Annotated in this window: 16 protein-coding genes; 14 read left to right on the forward strand and 2 right to left on the reverse strand. The window is 62.5% G+C overall.

The features are described from left to right. Window positions 1-104: 104 nt before the first annotated feature. The 3 genes from HY067_20505 to HY067_20515 all read left to right on the forward strand — a co-directional run bounded on the left by HY067_20505 (window position 105) and on the right by HY067_20515 (window position 4,281). Entirely contained in the window at window positions 105-2,198 is a 2,094-nt protein-coding gene (locus HY067_20505) for an acetate--CoA ligase family protein (protein ID MBI3530334.1), read from the forward strand. Between the two features lie 279 nt (window positions 2,199-2,477). Then, on the forward strand, window positions 2,478-3,413 hold the full coding sequence (pal, locus tag HY067_20510; protein MBI3530335.1) for a peptidoglycan-associated lipoprotein Pal: 936 nt from the start codon (window positions 2,478-2,480) through the stop codon (window positions 3,411-3,413). Between the two features lie 13 nt (window positions 3,414-3,426). Continuing rightward, on the forward strand, window positions 3,427-4,281 hold the full coding sequence (locus HY067_20515) for a hypothetical protein (protein MBI3530336.1): 855 nt from the start codon (window positions 3,427-3,429) through the stop codon (window positions 4,279-4,281). 132 nt (window positions 4,282-4,413) lie between these two features. Here HY067_20515 and HY067_20520 read toward each other — a convergent pair whose 3' ends face one another. Then, window positions 4,414-5,376, reverse strand: coding sequence for a TPM domain-containing protein (locus HY067_20520; protein ID MBI3530337.1), 963 nt, complete (start codon window positions 5,374-5,376; stop codon window positions 4,414-4,416). Window positions 5,377-5,378: 2 nt separating this feature from the next. Continuing rightward, the gene (locus tag HY067_20525; GenBank protein MBI3530338.1) at window positions 5,379-6,023 is read right to left on the reverse strand and encodes a hypothetical protein; all 645 of its coding nucleotides are present in this window, start codon (window positions 6,021-6,023) and stop codon (window positions 5,379-5,381) included. Between the two features lie 282 nt (window positions 6,024-6,305). Between HY067_20525 and HY067_20530 the strand changes: the two genes are divergently transcribed. From HY067_20530 to HY067_20580, 11 genes are all read left to right on the forward strand, one after another. Continuing rightward, window positions 6,306-6,710 carry a hypothetical protein gene (locus HY067_20530; GenBank protein MBI3530339.1) on the forward strand — a complete coding sequence of 135 codons (405 nt, stop codon included), beginning with the start codon at window positions 6,306-6,308 and terminating at the stop codon, window positions 6,708-6,710. Between the two features lie 236 nt (window positions 6,711-6,946). Continuing rightward, a complete protein-coding gene (locus HY067_20535) occupies window positions 6,947-7,837 on the forward strand; it encodes a peptidyl-prolyl cis-trans isomerase (protein MBI3530340.1) in 891 nt (296 codons plus the stop codon). Window positions 7,838-7,906: 69 nt separating this feature from the next. Next, on the forward strand, window positions 7,907-9,142 hold the full coding sequence (locus HY067_20540) for an MFS transporter (protein MBI3530341.1): 1,236 nt from the start codon (window positions 7,907-7,909) through the stop codon (window positions 9,140-9,142). A gap of 311 nt (window positions 9,143-9,453) precedes the next feature. Beyond that, entirely contained in the window at window positions 9,454-10,167 is a 714-nt protein-coding gene (locus HY067_20545; GenBank protein MBI3530342.1) for a ribonuclease activity regulator RraA, read from the forward strand. Window positions 10,168-10,170: 3 nt separating this feature from the next. Continuing rightward, entirely contained in the window at window positions 10,171-10,788 is a 618-nt protein-coding gene (locus HY067_20550; GenBank protein ID MBI3530343.1) for an HAD family phosphatase, read from the forward strand. Window positions 10,789-10,815: 27 nt separating this feature from the next. Then, the gene (locus tag HY067_20555) at window positions 10,816-11,253 is read left to right on the forward strand and encodes a DsrE family protein (protein MBI3530344.1); all 438 of its coding nucleotides are present in this window, start codon (window positions 10,816-10,818) and stop codon (window positions 11,251-11,253) included. Window positions 11,254-11,318: 65 nt separating this feature from the next. Beyond that, window positions 11,319-12,800 carry an aldehyde dehydrogenase family protein gene (locus tag HY067_20560; GenBank protein ID MBI3530345.1) on the forward strand — a complete coding sequence of 494 codons (1,482 nt, stop codon included), beginning with the start codon at window positions 11,319-11,321 and terminating at the stop codon, window positions 12,798-12,800. A 171-nt stretch (window positions 12,801-12,971) separates the two neighbouring features. Further along, the gene (locus tag HY067_20565) at window positions 12,972-14,213 is read left to right on the forward strand and encodes a DUF1015 domain-containing protein (protein ID MBI3530346.1); all 1,242 of its coding nucleotides are present in this window, start codon (window positions 12,972-12,974) and stop codon (window positions 14,211-14,213) included. 148 nt (window positions 14,214-14,361) lie between these two features. Then, window positions 14,362-16,170, forward strand: coding sequence for an FAD-dependent oxidoreductase (locus HY067_20570; protein ID MBI3530347.1), 1,809 nt, complete (start codon window positions 14,362-14,364; stop codon window positions 16,168-16,170). Further along, entirely contained in the window at window positions 16,152-17,984 is a 1,833-nt protein-coding gene (locus tag HY067_20575; protein MBI3530348.1) for a 2-oxoacid:acceptor oxidoreductase subunit alpha, read from the forward strand. The genes HY067_20570 and HY067_20575 overlap by 19 nt, the downstream gene beginning before the upstream one ends. Window positions 17,985-18,012: 28 nt before the next feature. Then, window positions 18,013-19,068: a 2-oxoacid:ferredoxin oxidoreductase subunit beta gene (locus tag HY067_20580; protein ID MBI3530349.1), complete on the forward strand. Its 1,056-nt coding sequence runs from the start codon at window positions 18,013-18,015 to the stop codon at window positions 19,066-19,068. Window positions 19,069-19,116: the final 48 nt, after the last annotated feature.

Below are 19,116 nucleotides of genomic sequence, written 5' to 3' on the forward strand. Positions count from 1 at the left end.
AATATACAAAATCACTTGTTCGGGTTTCTCTGTGTTCTCTGTGCCCTCTGCGCCTCTGTGTTGGGTTTTGATTTTTCTTAAGGACGACAGCAATGAAAGACATCTTGCGCGAGGCGTTGCGCACCGTGCTGAATCCGAAATCCGTCGCGGTCATCGGTGCGTCGGAAAACGAGAACAAGATAGGCGGACGCCCGCTGCTCTATCTCTCCCGTCACGGCTACAAGGGCAAGGTTTATCCGATCAACCCGAAGCGCGCCGAGATCCAGGGTTTCAAGGCCTATCCATCGCTTGCCGATGTTCCCGACGTGCCGGAAGCGGCCATCGTCGCGCTGGCCGGCGACGCGGCGATCGAGGCGGTCGAGCAGTGCGCCCAGCGCGGGGTGAAAACCGCGGTGGTGATGACCTCTGGCTTCGGCGAGACCGATCCGGTCGAGGGCAAGGCCAAGGAAAAACGCATGCGCGATGCGGCGCACGCGGGCGGAATGCGCATCGTCGGTCCGAATTCCCAGGGTCTGGCCAATTTTGGCACCGGCGCGATCCTGTCGTTTTCGACCATGTATATCGAAGCCCCGCCGATGGACGGACCGATCGCCGTCGTCAGCCAGTCGGGTGCGATGAGCGTGGTGCCTTACGGTTTGCTGCGTTCCCGCGGCCTCGGCGTGCGGCACTCGCACGCCACCGGCAACGACGCCGACGTGACCGTCGCGGAACTGGCTTCGGTGGTTGCCGAAGACCCGGACCTGAAACTGCTGCTGCTCTATCTCGAAAGCATCAACGATCCATTCTTTCTAGCCGAGACCGCGCGCATCGCGCACGAGCGCAATCTGCCGGTGATTGCGCTGAAGTCAGGGCGCACGGCCGCCGGCCAGGAGGCGGCGAGATCGCACACTGGCGCGCTGGCCAACGAGGACAGGACGGTCGACGCCTTTCTCGCCAAGCACGGCATCTGGCGCGCGCGCGATACCGCCGAACTGGTGGCCAGCGCGGAAATGTATTTGAAAGGCTGGAAGCCGAAGGGTCGCAGACTGGTGGCGATCAGCAATTCCGGCGCGGTCTGCGTGATGGCCGCGGATGCCGCCAGCACCGTCGGCATGCCGCTGGCGAAGCTGGCGGACGGGACGCGCGCGAAACTGGGAAAGATCCTGCCGGGATTCGCAACGACGTCCAACCCGATCGACATCACCGCGGCGCTGCTGACCAACAGCGGGCTGTTCTCGGAAATCCTGCCGGTGCTGGCCCGCGATTCCGCCGCCGACGCCTTCCTGATCGGCATTCCGGTCGCGGGACAGGGCTACGATGTCGAAGCCTTTGCCCGCGATTCCGCGGATTTCGCAAAGGCGACGGCCAAGCCGCTGGTTGTGGCGATTCCGCAACCCAACATCGCCGCGCGCTTCAAGGCGCATGACCTGCCGGTATTTCCCACCGAATACGAAGCGGTAGCGGCACTGAACCAGTTCCTGTCGCATGGGGAACTCATCCAGGCATCGAAGGGCAGAGCCCTAACGAGTACGCAGGCACCGGCTGCGGCTGCGAAGTCGTCGGCGATGCTGAACGAAGCGGACAGCCTGAAATTGCTGGCGGGCGCCGGCGTGCCGGTCGTGAAATTCCGGCTGTGCAACAGCGCCGACGACGCGGCAGCGGCACTTGCGGAACTGGGCGGTCCGGTGGCGGTGAAGGGCTGCTCGGCGGACGTTGCGCACAAGAGCGAGCTGGGACTGGTGCGCCTGGGGTTGATCGACGCTGGTCAGGTGCGCACGGCATTCACGGAAATGAAGCAGGCGCTGACGGATCATGGCGCGCGATTCGACGGCGCCATCGTCGCGAAAATGGCGCGCGGCCGCCGGGAGATGATGATCGGCGCACGCGTCGACCCGGTGTTCGGGCCGGTGGTGCTGGTCGGCGACGGCGGCAAATACGTCGAAGCCATGCCCGACGTGCAGTTGCTGATTTCGCCGTTGACCGCGGCTGAAGTTAAGGAAGCTCTGGGACGATTGCGCGTTGCGCCGTTGCTGGCCGGCGTGCGCGGAGAGCCGGCGCTCGACGTGGAGGCATTCTGCGAGGCGGCGCTCGCCGTCTGCCGGTTGATGATGAATCCGCAATCCGGTGTGGTGAATCTGGATCTCAACCCTGTGCTGGTCGGCGCCAGGGGGGAGGGCTGCGTGGCACTGGACGCCGTGGTCTACACGACCAAGGGGTGAGGGACAAGGGATTGAACGCAAGATCGATTTCGAAGACGAGTTCTCAGAGCCTGGAGAGATTCTGACTTTCTCTCGTCCCTCGCCCCTCTTCCCTCTTCCCTCGTCTCTCGCCCCTGTAGCCCTTCAGTTCACATTGACGTGAGCCGTTATTTGCGCGAAGGTTTGCGTGAACGCAGGCGGTTGTCCGGCAATGGCGGTCAGTTTTGCGCGTGCCGAAACAATTTGAAACAACCCACCGACTCGGCGTCCGATAGGCGCGAGCAAAGGGAGTCAATGACGATGATCCAACCATCCGCTTTTCAATCGTTGCGGAAATTTTCCCTGGCTGCGATCTGTGTAATTCTCGCAGCGTGTTCTACGATGCAGAAAAGCAGCACAGGCTCGGGCGACCAGGCGGCTGCGCCTATTTCCGAGGCTGCGAAGCCGGAAACCGCAGCGAAACCGGACGCTTCCGCCGGAAAATCTTCGAATTCGACCGGTGCGGCCGGGCAGTCCAATTCCAATCCCGCGAACTCTTCCGGTGCGGCCGGAGCGAACGCAGGCTCAAGGCAGCGCTCGTCTGAGGGCAGTACGGCAAGCAGCGATAACGATGAGGCGGCACAACTGAAACGCCAGCTCGCCGAACAGGACGCGCAGATCAACAAGCTTCGCAGCGACCAACTGACGGGTGCGGACCAACTGGCGGGCGTGGGACAGGAAGAACCGGTCGCGGGACGTGAAGCAATGGACGCGGCGAAGCAGTCGGACCAGCAATCCGCTGCGGGCACGAAGGATCAGGCCGCCTCGCCGGGCGAGGCGGCCACGTCCAAGGCGCAGGACGAGTTGGCGATTTTCCCCAGAGATGGAAAAACAGCGGACGACGGCAGCGGCCAGCCAGCGCTTGCGCCCGTGCTCGATCGCAGCGTGTATTTCGGCTACGACCAATTTTCCGTGCCCGACAAATATGATTCGATGCTGATAGCCCACGCTGCTTATCTGAAGGCCCATCCTGACGTAGAAACGGAAGTGCAGGGCAACTGCGACGAACGCGGCAGCCGCGAATACAATCTTGCACTGGGTGCCCGGCGCGCAGAGTCGGTGAAGCGCGCACTGGAGCTGGCCGGCGCGGACGGCGGCCGCATCAACGCCATCAGCTACGGTTCGGAAAAACCGGTTGCCACCGGCAAGGATGAAGAAAGTTACAGCCAGAATCGCCGCGCGGACATCGTCTATTGAGCGGGCCGCACAAATGAAGTTTTTCGTCGCGTTGGCGGGTATCGTCTGCGTCGCGGCCGGCTGCGCCACTCAGGACGAGTTGCGCCGGACCGAGGCGCAGCAGGGCCAGGCCGTGCAGGCGCTGCGTGCGGGTGCGGATCGAAGCGAAAGCGGGATTTCGGATCTGCGCACGGAAATCAGGCGCACGCAGGAATCGGTGCATGAACTCGAAGTTGTCCTGACCGATGCGCGCGCCCGTACGGACGCGGCGAAGGTTCAGGCCGACAATGCGCTTTCGACCTCCCGGGAATTTCTTGCCAACCTGATCGCGGCGCGCGAAGAGCAACGCCGCCAGCTCGACGAGAACGGCGTTGCTTTTGCAGACCTTAGACGCAAGCTCGCCGAACTGGAATCGCAACTGCAGGCACAACAGCGGCAGCTGGAACAGAACGTCTCCGCGCTCAACGACGGGAGCCGCCGCTTGGTTGCAGTCGAGGCTGGGCTGCAAGAGGCCGGTCGCCGTTCGGCGCTGCTGGAAGTTAAAGGAAAAACAGCGCAGGAGACCAACGATGGCCTGACCCGGCAGCTCGCCACCGTGCGCAAGCAGGTTGAGGACACCCGCTCGGTTCTCAGTTCGGAAGGCCTGCTGCAAATGATGCGCGAACTGGAAGGCGTGCGGCGCAATTCCGCTTCGTTGCGCGGGTCGATCGAGGAACTGCAGAAGGCGCAGGCGGATTCCGCCGCGCAGGCCAGGAACTACTACCTCGATCTGGATTCACGAGTCCGGCAGCTGAAGCAACCTGCTCCGCAGGCGGTAGACGAGACCGAATCGCGTTCTCCGGCGGCGTCTGCGCCGGCGGCAGAACCTGACCATCCGGTCAGCCAGTAAGGGCGAGAGGATAGAGGAAGAAATGCGAGGCGGCTTTCGCCTTTATGGCCCTAGGCCACGTAGACCTTTCCTGCTGCGCTTCAAGTGTTCCCTTGTCTTTGACCTTTAACCTTTTCTCTCAGCGTTAGCGGTTTACCAGCTTCCGCTCGCACCTCCACCTCCCGACCGTCCGCCCCCACCGGAAAATCCACCGCCGCTCGAGAATCCGCCAGAGCTGCCGCCGCTGCCGCCTGGACGGATCGTCATGCCACCGATCTGGGCGACGCCCTTGGTCTTCAGATCTTCCTGCGCCTTGAGATACCAGGGCATGCGGGCGATCAGGATCTTGGCGATCGGATAGAGCGTTGCGTACGTGCCAATGATGAAGAGGGCGGCATGGCTGCCGAAGATCGCCATCGGAAACATCGACCAGAACGGGATCAGAAAGACATACAGGAACCAGCCCATCCCTCCCGGGGTGACGATGCCGATAAACGTGAACAGGCCAATAATGCCGAACACGAACAGGCTGATCAGGATGCGCTCGGCCAGCGGCATCGGTGCCGGCTCGACATGGAAGCCCGAAGCAAGCTTCGCCGGCGCGGCCCAGTCGGCGTCCGCAGCCGCCGGCTGCCTGTTTTCCAGGATCTGGATTACCGCCGTGGCGCCAGCTTCGACCCCGACGTCGTAGTTTTCCTCATGGAAGCGAGGCGTCATGAGATTGCGGATGATGCGGTCGGCGACGACATCGGTCAGCGTGCCTTCCAGGCCATAGCCGACCTCGATACGCATACGGTGTTCCTGCGGCGCAATCACGATCACCACGCCATTGTTCTTTTCGCGGTCCCCCAGTTTCCAGCTTTCGAACACCCGCACCGCGAAATCCTCGATGCTTTCCGCGCCGATGCCATTGATGGTGAGCACCGCGATCTGGTTGCCGGTAGCGCGCTCGTGCGCCCGCAGCATGTTGCCGATGCGTTCGCGCGCGGGCGCGGACAGGATTTCGGCCTGATCGACGACGCGGCCGGAAAGATAGGGAATCGTTGTGTCGCCAACCGCCGACAAACCGGTCCAGCAGAAGCCGAGCAGTACCAGCAATTTCAGTGCGCGATTCATCGTTAGTCCTTCACTGCCAGCGGCATATCGGGCAGTTCGTTGACGATCCCGGAACCGGAGAATCCGCGTTCCAGCAGCATCGCCTCCATCGCCTCCAAGCCTGCCCGCAAGGCGATCGCCGCGGTGCTGTGTCGCAGCAGCAAGGCGATACGGCCGGTCAAAGCTTCCCAGTCGTGCGTATCGATGCGCCCGTCGAAACCGGCGTCGGCCAGGATCACGACCTTGCGCTCGAAAAGGCTGACGAGGAGCAAAATGCCGACCCGGCTGCGCGTGCGATCGAGCCCGCGTCGAAAGAATAGCGACTGTGCAAACTGCGTCGCTTCGACGTCGCGCCGGATGCGGTCGACGAACAGACGCGCGAACGGCGCATGCAGGAGGGTGAGCAATGCAAGAAGCGCGCCGCCGCCGAGTATGACCAGGACATGCCCTGTTTCAGGGACGCCGGCGGACCAGCCGCGGGCGGCAAGTTGCCAGATGACGCACGCCAGCGCCGCGGTGGCGGCACCGAGGGCGAATGCTTTCCACGGCGCTTCCGGATAGGAATCGGATTTGCCGACGACGGCGGCAATGACCTGCGTCCCGGTCCTGGCCTCGAGTTCGCCTACGCGGGTCGCGATGCTGGTTCGGTCCAGTTCGGTCAGTGGCATGTTCGACTATGCGCGCGGAATGGGGCCGGCAATGCGTATTGTGAACGCGTTGGTGCCGGTTCAGGAAGCGATTCTCGCCCGGAAAGTCCCCGGTCCGACAGTCGACCGGTCGCGGCGAACCGAGACGCGCGCGTCGCATTTGCGAGCGGCTCCCCTATGAAAAACGTGCATTCTCCGATTGACAACGCACTCTCCTCTCGGCATTCTCTGCTCGCCGTGCCTTTGCTTCTGGCAAGGCAACGCAAATTCAGTTACGTGCAAACTCAAATTGGAGGCACCACGATGGCCGCAAAGAAGAAGACCGCTGCGAAGAAACCTGTGAAGAAAGCCAAGAAAGCCGCGCCGAAGAAGGCTGCTGCGAAGAAACCTGCGAAGAAGGCTGCTGCGAAGAAGCCCGCGAAGAAGGCCCCGAAGAAGAAGGCATCCGGAGCCAAGCGCAAGCCGAATGCGGCTTTCATGAAAGCGATGACGCCCAGCGCGTCGCTCGCCGCAGTGATCGGCGGCACCCCGCTACCGCGCACCGAAGTCACCAAAAAACTGTGGGCCTACATCAAGAAGAACGACCTGCAGGACAGCAAGAACCGACGCAACATCAACGCCGATGACAAGCTCAAGGAAGTCTTCGGTGGCAAGAAGACGGTATCGATGTTCGAGATGACCAAGCTCGTCGCCGGCCACCTCAAGTAACCTTCTTCTGTTGATTTTCGGCAAGCCGGGCCGGCGAGGCTGGCCCGGCGGCCGATCCAGTTTCGGAAACCGCAACTCGCGGCTGGTGTGTTCGCGGGATGCCCCTTGCGCCTCACCCCTCCGAGGCAAGAGAATTCCGAGTCACACCTCCCATACCCCGCCGGGAACCTCATCCGGAAACGCTTGCAGGCCGCCAGTGTCCTATTCGTTCCTGAGTCCGTTTGTGGGGAGTAATCATGTCTGAAACCATTCGCCTGCCGGTGCTGCTGATCGGCCTGTTGCTGTGTTCTGCCGCCGCCGCGGAGGACCTGGTGGGAAAAATGGGTGATGTCGAATTGCACAGTTCCGAGCTGAAGGCAATCCTCGATGCCCAGCCGCCGGACGCGCGGCGCCAGCTCGCCACCGATGCGGCGGCGCTCGAACGCCTGGTGCGCAGCGAGCTGATGCGCAAGGCGGTGCTGAATGAAGCCAAGCAGAAGGGCTGGGACAAGCGCCAGGAACTGCAGCCGCTGATCGAAAGGGCGCGTGACCAGGTTATCGTGAGTTCCTTCGTGAGCAACGTCGCGCTGCCGGGCGACGGTTATCCATCCGAAGACGAGATCAAGCAGTTCTACGAGTCGAACAAGGCGCAACTGCTCGCTCCGGCCCAGTATCTACTGGCGCAGATTTTCCTGCCGGCGGCCGACGGCACCGACAAGGCCAAGGCCGAGGAAGCCAAGAAGAGGATCGGCGAACTGAGCGGCAAGCTCGGCAAGTCGGGAGCCGATTTCGCGAAACTTGCGAAGGAAAACTCCGCGCACAAGGAAAGCGCGGAAAAGGGCGGCGAACTCGGCTGGGTCAGCGAAGAGCAGATGGTTCCGGAGATCCGCCGGGCAGTGCCCGGAATGAACAAAGGCGAGGTGAGCCCGCCGGTCAAATCCGCGGCCGGCTGGCATCTCATCAAGCTGCTGGACAGGAAGCCCGCGGCGACACGCCCGCTGGCGGACATCCGCCCGAGTCTGATCGGCGCGATGCGCAATCGCAAGGCGCAGGATATGGAGCGCTCCTATCTCGAGGCCCTGGCCATCAAGCTGCCGCCCACCATCAATCAGATCGAAATCGGCAAGCTTCAAAGCGGATTGCGCTGAACGGGCAGAGCCGGAAGGGCTCGGCGCAAAGGGCTTTTACTAGAGGCGGTTGCAGACATCGGGGGCGGCATGTTCGCGTGGATCCGGGAACTGTCAGGGCAGGAAAAAAAGACGCTGATCGCCGCCTATGGCGGATGGTCGGTCGATGCGTTCGACTTCATGATCTACACCTTTGTCATTCCTGCCCTGATTGCTGCGTGGGGCATGAGCAAAGGACAGGCCGGATTGATCGCCACCTCTGCGCTGCTGATGTCGGCGCTGGGCGGCTGGATCGCCGGCGCACTGTCCGACCGTTTCGGCCGGGTGCGTGTTCTGCAGATCACCATCGCCTGGTTTGCCTGTTTCACCTTCCTGTGCGGCTTTACCCAATCCTTCGAGCAACTGCTGGTGGTGCGCAGCCTGCAGGGCCTGGGCTTCGGCGGAGAATGGGCGGTGGGCTCGGTGATGATCGGCGAGATCATCCGAGCGGAGCACCGCGGCAAGGCGGTGGGCACGGTGCAGAGCGGCTGGGCCGTCGGCTGGGGCGCAGCGGCGCTGATGTTCGCGGTGTTTTTCACGCTGCTGCCCGACGACATCGCCTGGCGTGCCCTGTTCTGGACCGGGCTGGCGCCGGCGCTGCTGATCTTCTACATCCGCCGTCACGTGAGAGATCCCGAAGTGTTCACCGCCACGCTGGCGCGCGCCGGCGCGCAGCGCACGAACTTCCTCGAAATCTTCTCGCCGCAGTTGCTGCGCATCACGGTGCTGACCAGTCTGATGGCGACCGGCATGCAGGGCGGCTACTATGCGGTGACCATCTGGCTGCCGACCTATCTGAAAACGGTGCGCGGGCTGTCGGTGATCGGTACCGGGGGATACCTCGCGGTGATCATATCCGGCGCGTTCGTCGGCTATCTGACGGCTGCCTGGTTGTCGGACCGCATCGGCCGGCGCAATACTTTCTTCCTGTTCGCCGTTTGCTCGGCGGCGACCGCCGTGACGTATACGCTGGTTCCGATCAGCGATGCGCAGATGCTGGTGCTCGGGTTCCCCCTGGGATTTTTCGTATCGGGGAATTTCAGCGGCGTCGGCGCCTATTTCACCGAACTCTTCCCCAGCCGGGTGCGCGGCTCCGGACAGGGCTTCGCCTACAATTTCGGACGCGGCATCGGCGCGCTGTTTCCCGCGCTGGTCGGATTCCTCAGCACCAGCATGCCGCTCGGCCGGGCGATCGGAATATTCGCGGGATCCGCTTTCGTCGTGGTGATCATCGCGGTAGCGCTGCTGCCGGAAACCCGCGGCAAACAACTCGTCGTCTACGACTAGCGCCGGCGGCGCACCAAAAACAGGACTCTTTCACCGCAGCAGCTTCAGCTCCAAGTGTTCCCTTGAGTGTTTCACCTTAAGACGCAGAGGGCGCAGAGGAAAGGCAAGAACAAGGAGATTCTGGGGACAAATCCTTTGGTTAAAGTTCCATCGCAGGGAAATTTTGGCGGCGCAAATTCGCAGATAAACCCTCTACTACAATTCATTCCCTATTCACCTTCCTTCGTTTCCGCTTTTCCTCCGCGTCCTCCGCGGTGAATGGGTTTGATAGCGTAGTAGGATACGGTTCCCGATCAATGCAGGAACCGACAATGAAACCCGCTCCCGTCGCGCCGCAGATTCTCGACCAACTGAGGCGCATTTCCACCGCGACCCTGACTTCCCAGTTGTTCAAGCTCGGCTTCCGCAATACCTACCTCAATGGCGTCAGGCCGCTGAACCCGGCGTTGCGCATGGCGGGCGAGGCGGTGACGGTGCGTTTCGTGCCCGCCCGCGAGGACCTCGCCACCTTCGAGGCGATCGGCAAACCGGGCTACCCGCAGCGCAAGGCGATCGATGAAATCCTGCCCGGCCAGGTGCTGGTGCTGGATTGCCGCAACATCGATACTTCCGCCGCCGCCGGGGAGATTCTGATGTCGCGCCTGCAGGCGCGCGGTGCCGCCGGAGCCGTGACCGACGGCGCAATGCGCGACTACGCGTCGATCCAGAAGCTGGGGTTTCCGGTATTCGCGAAGAACATGGCCGCCACGGCCCACGTCCACCGGCATCTTGCGGTCGACGTTAACGTACCGGTGGGGTGCGCCGAGGTGCTGGTGATGCCGGGCGACATCATGGTCGGCGACGAAGAAGGCGTGGTCTGCATTCCGCGTCACGTGGTGGAACAAGTTGCGCAAGGCGGGATGGAGATGGAAGAACTGGAAGCTTTCGTGCTGGAGAAAGTACAGGCCGGCGCGACGATTGCCGGCACCTACCCGCCGAACGAGCCGATGCGCGCCGAATACGAAGCCTGGAAGAAGAAACGCTGAAGAATGGATACGGTGTTGTTCGACACGATTTTGTTCGATCTTGGCGCGGTATTGGTCGACTGGAATCCCCGCTATCTGTACCAGCCGCTTTTCAACGGCGACGAAAAGGCCATGGAGCACTTTCTGGCCGAGATTGCGCCGCCTTGGTGGAACCTGGAGATCGACGCCGGGAAGACCTTCGACCAGGCGGTCGCCGAGCGCGTCGCCGTCCATCCGGATCACGCCGGCATGATCGCGTTGTGGAGGGACGGCTGGGAAAAGATGTTGCGCGACGAGATCTCCGGCAGCGTCGAAATCCTCGGCGAACTGCGCAGGAAGGGGCATCGGCTGCATGCGCTGACCAACTGGTCGGCCGAAACCTTCCCGATCGCGCGCCGCCGCTTCGAATTCCTGAAATGGTTCGAGGACATCGTGGTGTCAGGCGAAGTCGGGCTGGCGAAGCCCGATCCGCGTATTTTCGCGCTGACCATCGAGCGCTGCCGGCTGGAGCCTGCACGCACGGTGTTCATCGACGACAGCCCGCGCAACGTCGAAGCCGGCCGGCATGCTGGCATGCATGCGTTGCATTTTCGCGACCCGCATCAGTTGCGCGCCGACCTCAACCGGCTGGGCATGCTTTAAACCGGCCATCAATCTAGGAGACAGCTCATGAGAATGAAATATCTGCTGACGCTGCTGGCGACATTGCTCGCCGCCGCATTGCTGACGGGGCCGCTCGCGGTACGCGCCGACGATGTTATCAAGACCGTTTATCACCTGCCGGACGACAGGCTGGCAACGCTGGCGATGAACAACATCAACAATCATCTCGCGGCGGATCCGGGGGTGAAGATCGTCGTGGTGGCATTGTCGACCGGAGTGCGGGCCTTCACGTTCGGCGCGCAGGATGCCGGCGGGCGGCCTTACGCCGAGTGGGTCGATCAGCTCGCCGCCAAAGGCGTGGAATTCCGCATCTGCCAGAACAGCATGAATGCGCTGAAGCTGACGAAGAAGGATCTGATCGATAAAGTCCAGATCGTGCCTTCTGGCGTGGCGGAAATCGCCTGGCTGCAGGCCAAGGAAGGATTCGTCTATATCCACCCATGAGAGCAAGGTCGCACGCCGGTTGCTAGAATTGCGGCCGAGTCAGTGAAAACCCGGGAACGATAAAGATGAGTGCATCCACAGCAAGAAAGATCGTCGAGGACACGGCAACGACTTACCAGAACCTGATCGGCGGCAAATGGCAGCCCGCTTCCGACGGCCGCACGGTCGACATGGTGAGCCCCAGCGACGGTCAGGCCTTTGCCAAAATTGCGCGCGGGTCGAAAGCGGACGTCGATGCGGCGGTCAAGGCCGCGCGCCATGCCTTTGAGGAAGGCGCCTGGGGGAAGATGACGGCCGTCGAGCGCGGCCGCCTGATGACGAAGCTCGGCGAGGCCATCCTCGCCCACCACGAAGAACTTTCCCAGCTCGAAGCGCGGGATTGCGGCAAGCCGATGAAACAGGCGAGTGCCGATATCACGGCGGCCGCACGCTATTTCGAGTTCTACGGCGGCGCGGCCGACAAGTATCACGGCGACACCATCCCGTTCCTCGACGGCTACATGGTCACCATCCTGCACGAACCCAAAGGCGTGACCGGCCACATCATCCCCTGGAATTATCCGGCGCAGATGTTCGGCCGCAGCCTGGCGCCGGCATTGGCGATGGGCAACGCGGTGGTCATGAAACCGGCCGAAGATGCCTGCGTTACGCCGGTCAGGATGGCACAGCTCGCGCAGGAAGTCGGCTTTCCGCCCGGCACTCTGAACGTCGTCACCGGCATTGGCGAAGAAGCCGGCGCCGCGCTTGCCAGCCATCCCGGCATCGATTTCCTGTCCTTCACCGGCTCGCCGGAAGTCGGCACGCTGGTGCAGAAGGCGGCGGCCGAGAACCATATCGGATGCACCCTGGAACTGGGCGGCAAATCGCCACAGATCGTATTCGAGGATGCCGACTTCGATGCGGCGGTTCCGGTCGTGGTCAACGCCATCGTTCAGAACGGCGGCCAGACCTGCTCGGCGGGCAGCCGCGTGCTGGTGCAGAAATCCATCTACGACAAATTCGTCGCGCAGGTCATCGTGCGTTTCAGGCAATTGCGCGTTGGCAGCCACGCGATGGACCTGGATTGCGGCCCGCTCATTTCAGCCAATCAGAAGAAGCGGGTGCACGGCTTCATCGATCAGGCCAGGAAGGACGGCATCCCGGTGCTCGCCGAGGCGCAACTCGCCGATGGCGTGCCGGCCGGCGGTTTCTATGTTGCGCCGGTGCTGTTCGGCCCGGTGCCGCGCGACAATGCGCTGGCTTGCGACGAAGTGTTCGGTCCGGTGCTGTCGATCATTCCCTTCGAGGACGAAGCGGATGCGGTGAAGCTGGCCAATTCGACGGAGTTTGGGCTGGTGGCCGGCATCTGGACGCGCGACGGCGGAAGGCAGATGCGGGTGGCGAAGAAGATGCGTTGCGGCCAGGTCTTCGTGAACGGTTACGGCGCGGGCGGCGGCATCGAACTGCCCTTCGGCGGTGTGAAGAAGAGCGGCCACGGCAGGGAAAAAGGCATCGAGGCGCTGCACGAGTTTTCGCATACCAAGACCATCGTATTCAAGCATGGATGATCCGCTTTCGGCAGGGTGTTGAAGGTCCCGAACGGCATTGAAAGGACAAGATCGAAAATCTGAGACTCTGAATTTGACGTTCGGGTTTTACAGCTGCCCGTCAGGCTTTCGTGTATGGGCGGCCTGCTTATCGTGGCAGGTCGTTTTGTTTTCCTGGAAAGGACTTACTACTTGCACCTGATTCGCCCTTTTACCGGTCTGCGGCCCGCACCGGGACGCGCCGCCGATGTCGCCGCACCACCTTACGACGTCCTTTCCACCGAAGAAGCGCGAGCCCGCGCGGCGGGCAAACCCTGGAGCTTCCTGCATATCTCCAAACCGGAGATCGATCTTCCCCCCGGCACCGACCCGCACGCGCCTCAGGTGTATGCAATGGCCGCGGAAAATCTCCAGCGCATGCTTGCGCAGAAGGTACTGGAGCGCGACCGCCGGCCTTGTTACTACGCCTACCGGTTGATCATGGATGGTCATGCTCAGACCGGTGTGGTGGCGGTGGCCTCGGTTGCCGACTACGACAGTAACCGTATCCGCAAGCACGAGTTCACCCGGCCGGACAAGGAAGACGACCGTGTTCGGCAGATCGAGGCGCTGAACGCACAGACCGGGCCGGTGCTGCTGGCCTATCCGAATGCACCGGACGTGGATGCATTGCTTGCGCAAGTCACGAGCCGCGAGCCTGTCGCCGATGTCACGGCGGACACCGGTGTGCGCCACAGCCTGTGGCGGATCGAAGACGCGACCACTCTGGACAGATTGACGCAGGCATTCGATGCCATGCCGGCGCTCTACATCGCCGATGGCCATCACCGCTCGGCCGCGGCGTCGCGTGTCGCTGCGTCGCGCCGCGCCGCCGATCCAGAGCATGCCGGTACGAAGAGCTACAATTTTTTCCTGGCTGTTGCGTTTCCGCATCATCAGATGCGTATCCTGCCGTATAACCGCGCAGTAACCGTCCTGAACGGGCTCAGCCCGCAGGAATTCCTGTCGAAGATCGGCCGGAGCTTCGCGCTGCATGCCGCTTCTGGCGCAGTGACGCCGGCGAAGCCGGGCGAGTTCGGCCTGTATCTGTCCGGCCAGTGGGTTCGATTGAATGTCCACCCCTCGCTGATTCCGACGCATGACCCGGTCGAGCGGCTCGATGTCAGCCTGCTGGCCGACCGCCTGCTGGCGCCGTTGCTCGGCATCACCGATCCGCGGCGCGACAAGCGCATCGATTTTATCGGCGGCATTCGCGGCCTGGCGGAACTGGAGAAGCGGGTCGACAGCGGTGAAATGGCGGCGGCATTCTCGATGTTCCCGACGCGCATGGAAGACCTGATGGCGGTGGCGGACGTCGGCGAGGTGATGCCGCCGAAATCGACCTGGTTCGAGCCCAAACTGGCCGACGGGCTGGTGTCGCATGTTCTGGATTAGAACGACACCTGTTAACTACAGGGTTACAACGGGTTACACTACGCAAAATTGGGCAGCCAAGAACCCGCTTTTCGAATGAGCTCCGACCTGATCGGATCCGGCGGGCAATAACAATTCGCAGGCAAGCGCCCAACGGGAGGAGCACTTTTTGAAGCCCACCGATATCGCGGCACCCGACTATTTCCACAAAGTCGTGGATTGTCAGTGGGCGTGTCCCGCCCATACCCCCGTTCCCGAATACATCAGGATGATCGCCGCAGGACGTCACAGCGACGCCTACATGGTCAACTGGAAGTCCAACGTCTTCCCCGGCATTCTCGGCCGCACATGCGACCGTCCGTGCGAACCGGCCTGTCGGCGCGGAAGGGTCGAGGAGCACAACCAGGCCAAGCCCGAGCCCGTCGCGATCTGCCGCCTCAAGCGCGTCGCAGCCGACAACAAGGGCGACATCCGCTCGCAGTTACCGAAAGCCCCCGCACGGAAGAATGGCAAGCGGGTGGCCTGCATCGGTGCCGGACCCGCGTCGCTGACAGTGGCTCGCGATCTTGCGCCGCTCGGTTACGAAATCGTGGTCTTCGATCAGGATCCGAAAGCCGGCGGCATGATCCGCACGCAGATTCCGCGCTTCCGCCTGCCCGAGGAAGTGATCGACGAAGAGGTCGGTTACGTGCTCGACATCGGTGTCGAATTCCGCGGCAGTGTGCGCATCGACAGCATGAAGAAACTGCTGTCCCAGGGTTTCGACGCTGTCTTCGTCGGCTCGGGTGCGCCGCGCGGCCGCGACCTGGACATTCCCGGCCGCAAGGAAGCGGCGAAGAACATCAACATCGGCATCGACTGGCTTTCGTCGGTGTCTTTCGGCCACGTCGAGTCGATCGGCCGGCGCGTAATCGTGCTCGGCGGCGGCAATACGGCGATGGACTGCTGCCGCACCTCCCGGCGCCTCGGTGGCGAAGATGTCAAAGTCATCGTGCGCAGCGGTTTCAACGAAATGAAAGCCAGCCCGTGGGAGAAGGAGGATGCGGCGCACGAAGGCATCCCGATCCTGAACTTTCTGGTACCGAAGGCCTTCGAGCACCGCAATGGCAGGCTCACGGGCATGACCTTCGGGAAAGTCGAAGCGGTGTTCGACGACCAGGGGCGCCGGCAACTGGTGCCCACCGGCGAACCCGATCAGCGCTTCGACTGCGACGACGTGTTGATCGCCGTCGGCCAGGAGAACTCGTTCCCGTGGATCGAGCGCGACGCCGGCGTCAATTTCGACCGATCCGGCATGCCCGTGGTCGACGAGACCTCCTTCCAGTCCACCCAGCCCAAAGTGTTCTTCGGCGGCGACGCGGCATTCGGCCCGAAGAACATCATCTGGGCGGTGGCCCACGGGCACGATGCGGCGATTTCGATCGACAAGTTCTGCAACGGCGAGGACGTACGCACGCGGCCCGGGCCGCTGGTGAACCTCGTCAGCCAGAAGATGGGCATCCACGAGTGGAGTTACGACAACGATATCTCGAGCGACCTGCGCCATAAGGTGCCGCTCAAGGACCAGGTCATTGCGCTGAAGAGCATCAAGGTCGAAGTCGAGCTCGGGTTCGACGCGAAGATGGCTTTTGCCGAGGCGCAACGCTGCCTGAACTGCGACGTGCAGACCGTGTTCTCGCCGCCGCTATGCATCGAATGCGACGCCTGCGTGGACATCTGTCCGATGGACTGCATCACCTTCACCGCGAACGGCGAGGAAAAGGAATTGCGCGGACGGCTGAATGCGCCGGCGGAGGTCGTGTCGCAGGATTTGTACATATCGGACTTGCTCAAGACCGGCCGCATCATGGCCAAGGACGAGGATGTCTGCCTGCACTGCGGATTGTGCGCCGAGCGCTGCCCGACCGGCGCATGGGACATGCGCAAATTCCTTCTGGAAGTCACGTACGCGGGACCGGCATGTCGCAACCCAAAATAAACGACTTCGTCGTCAAGTTCGCGAACATCAACGGCTCCGGCTCGGCGTCGGCCAACCAGCTTTTCGCCAAGTCGATCCTGCGCATGGGCGTGCCGGTCAGCCCGCGCAATATCTTTCCGTCCAACATCCAGGGCTTGCCAACCTGGTACGAAGTGCGGGTTTCCGAGGCGGGCTATCTCGGTGCGCGCGGCGGCGTCGACCTGATGGTGGCGATGAATCCGCAGACCTGGGACAAGGATGTACTCGGCATCGATCCGGGCGGATACCTCTTCTACGACTCGACGAAGCCGCTGCCGAAATCGAAATTCCGCGACGACGTGCGCGTCATCGGCGTGCCGCTGACCGAGATCTGCAACCGCGAGTATTCCGATCCGCGCCAGCGCCAGCTGTTCCGCAACATCATCTATGTCGGCGCCCTGGCGGCGCTGCTGGAGATGGATATCGCGGAAATCGAGAAGCTGATCGGCGAGCAGTTCAAGGGCAAGGACAAACTGATCGCGCCGAACATCCAGGCGCTGCGTCTGGGGCGCGACTACGCGAAGACGCATTTCGAATGCCCGATCGGCCTGAGCGTGCGTCGTGCCTCTGCAGTCGGCGACAGCATTTTCATCGATGGCAACAGTGCAGCCGCGCTGGGTTGCGTCTACGGCGGCGCGACCGTGGCCGCGTGGTATCCGATCACGCCGTCCTCGAGCCTGGCGGAAGCGTTCGCGCGGCATTGCCGTACTTATCGCAAGGATGCGTCCGGCAACAATCGATATGCGGTGATCCAGGCCGAGGACGAACTCGCTTCCATCGGTCTAGTGATCGGCGCCAGCTGGAACGGCGCGCGGGCCTTCACCTGCACATCCGGCCCCGGCATCTCGCTGATGCAGGAGTTCATCGGGCTGGCCTACTTCGCCGAGATTCCTGCGGTGATCTTCGACGTGCAGCGCGGCGGGCCTTCGACCGGCATGCCGACCCGCACGCAACAGGCCGACTTGCTGGCCTGCGCCTATGCCTCGCACGGCGATACCAAGCATGTGCTGCTGTTTCCCGAAGACCCGGCTGAAAGTTTCGATTTCGCGGCCGACGCATTCGATATCGCCGAGCGATTGCAGACGCCGGTATTCGTGATGCTGGACCTGGACATCGGCATGAATGACCGACTGAGCCGGCCGCTCGCCTGGGCCGATGCGCGCCGCTACGACCGCGGCAAGGTGGCAACCTTCGACGAGCTCGAGTCGGGCACGGAGTTCGGGCGCTATCTGGATGTCGACGGTGACGGCATCACCTACCGCACCTATCCGGGCACGCATCCTTCGCGCGGCTCGTTCTTCACGCGCGGCACCACCAAAGACCGGTATGCGCGCTACAGCGAGGCCGGTCCGGACTACCTCGACAACATGCAGCGGTTGCTGCGCAAGTTCGAGTCGGCCAAGGACCTGATCCCGAAACCGGTGCTTCGCCCAGGGTTGCAATCCAGCCGGCTCGGCGTGATCTATTACGGTTCCACAAGCCCGGCGATGCACGAGGCGCTCGATACCCTGGAACAGCAGGGCCTGCATTTCGATGCCATGCGGGTGCGCGCGTTTCCCTTCCAGGACGAAGTCGCCGATTTTATCGCCGAGCACGACCATGTGTTCGTGGTCGAACAGAACCGCGATTCGCAGTTGCGCATGCTGCTGGTCAACGAATGCGGGATCGATCCGGCCAAACTCACGCCGGTGCTGCACTACGACGGCACGCCGATCACCGCCCGCTTCATCATCAAGGAAATCGCCGAAGACGCGGCCGCACTCAAGGTGACGCCGATGCGCAAAGTATCGCCATGAGCGATACGCCATTAACCAGGATGCCTCCATGACCTACATCGCCAAGCCGAAGCTTCATCATCCCCAACTTCCGGCCAACAAACTCGGATTCACCCGGCGCGACTATGAGGGAGCGGTCTCGACATTGTGTGCCGGTTGCGGCCACGACTCGATCAGCGCCGCGATCATCCAGGCCTGTTTCGAGCTCGACCTGCCGCCCCATCGTATCGCCAAGATGTCCGGCATCGGCTGCTCGTCGAAGACCCCGACTTATTTTCTCAGCAGCTCGCATGGATTCAACAGCGTGCACGGCCGGATGCCTTCCGTGCTGACCGGCGCCAACCTGGCAAACCGCGAGCTGATTTACCTGGGCGTATCGGGCGACGGCGATTCCGCCTCGATCGGGCTCGGTCAGTTCGCGCACAGCGTGCGCCGCGGCGTGAACATGGTCTATATAGTCGAGAACAACGGCGTGTACGGGCTGACGAAAGGCCAGTTCTCGGCGACTTCGGACCGCGGCTCGAAGAGCAAGAAGGGCGCAATGAATACCGATGCCGCGATCGACTTGGTCTTGCTGGCATTGGAGCTGGGCGCAACTTACGTAGCGCGCAGCTTCTCGGGTGACAAGGCGCAACTGGTGCCGCTGATCAAGGGCGCGATCCTGCACCGCGGGGCGGCGTTTATCGATTGCATATCACCGTGCGTGGCTTTCAACAACCATGCCGGCTCGACCAAGAGCTTCGATTACGTGCGCGAGCACAACGAAGCCGTCAACCAGCTCGACGTGATGCTGCCGCGCGAGACGATCACCGCGGACTATGCGCCGGGCGAAGTGGAGGAAGTCACGCAGCACGACGGCTCGGTACTCAAATTGCGCAAGCTTGCCGCCGAATACGACGTCCACGACCGCATCGCAGCGATGAATTATCTGCAGGAGCGCAAGGCCGCCGGTGAAATCGTGACGGGCGTGTTGCACGTCGATCCGGATCCGGAAGATCTGCATGCGCACTTGGGCACCGTGGAGGCTCCTTTCAACCGGCTCGGCGAGAACGAACTCTGTCCCGGCAGTGCCGCACTGGAGCAGTTCAACGCGGCGCACCGCTAGCGCGGTGCAGTGATTGGTAATTGGTGACTTGTGATTGGCACCGGGATT

It is taken from the genome of Betaproteobacteria bacterium, from assembly GCA_016194905.1.
Classification (GTDB): Bacteria; Pseudomonadota; Gammaproteobacteria; order Burkholderiales; family JACQAP01; genus JACQAP01.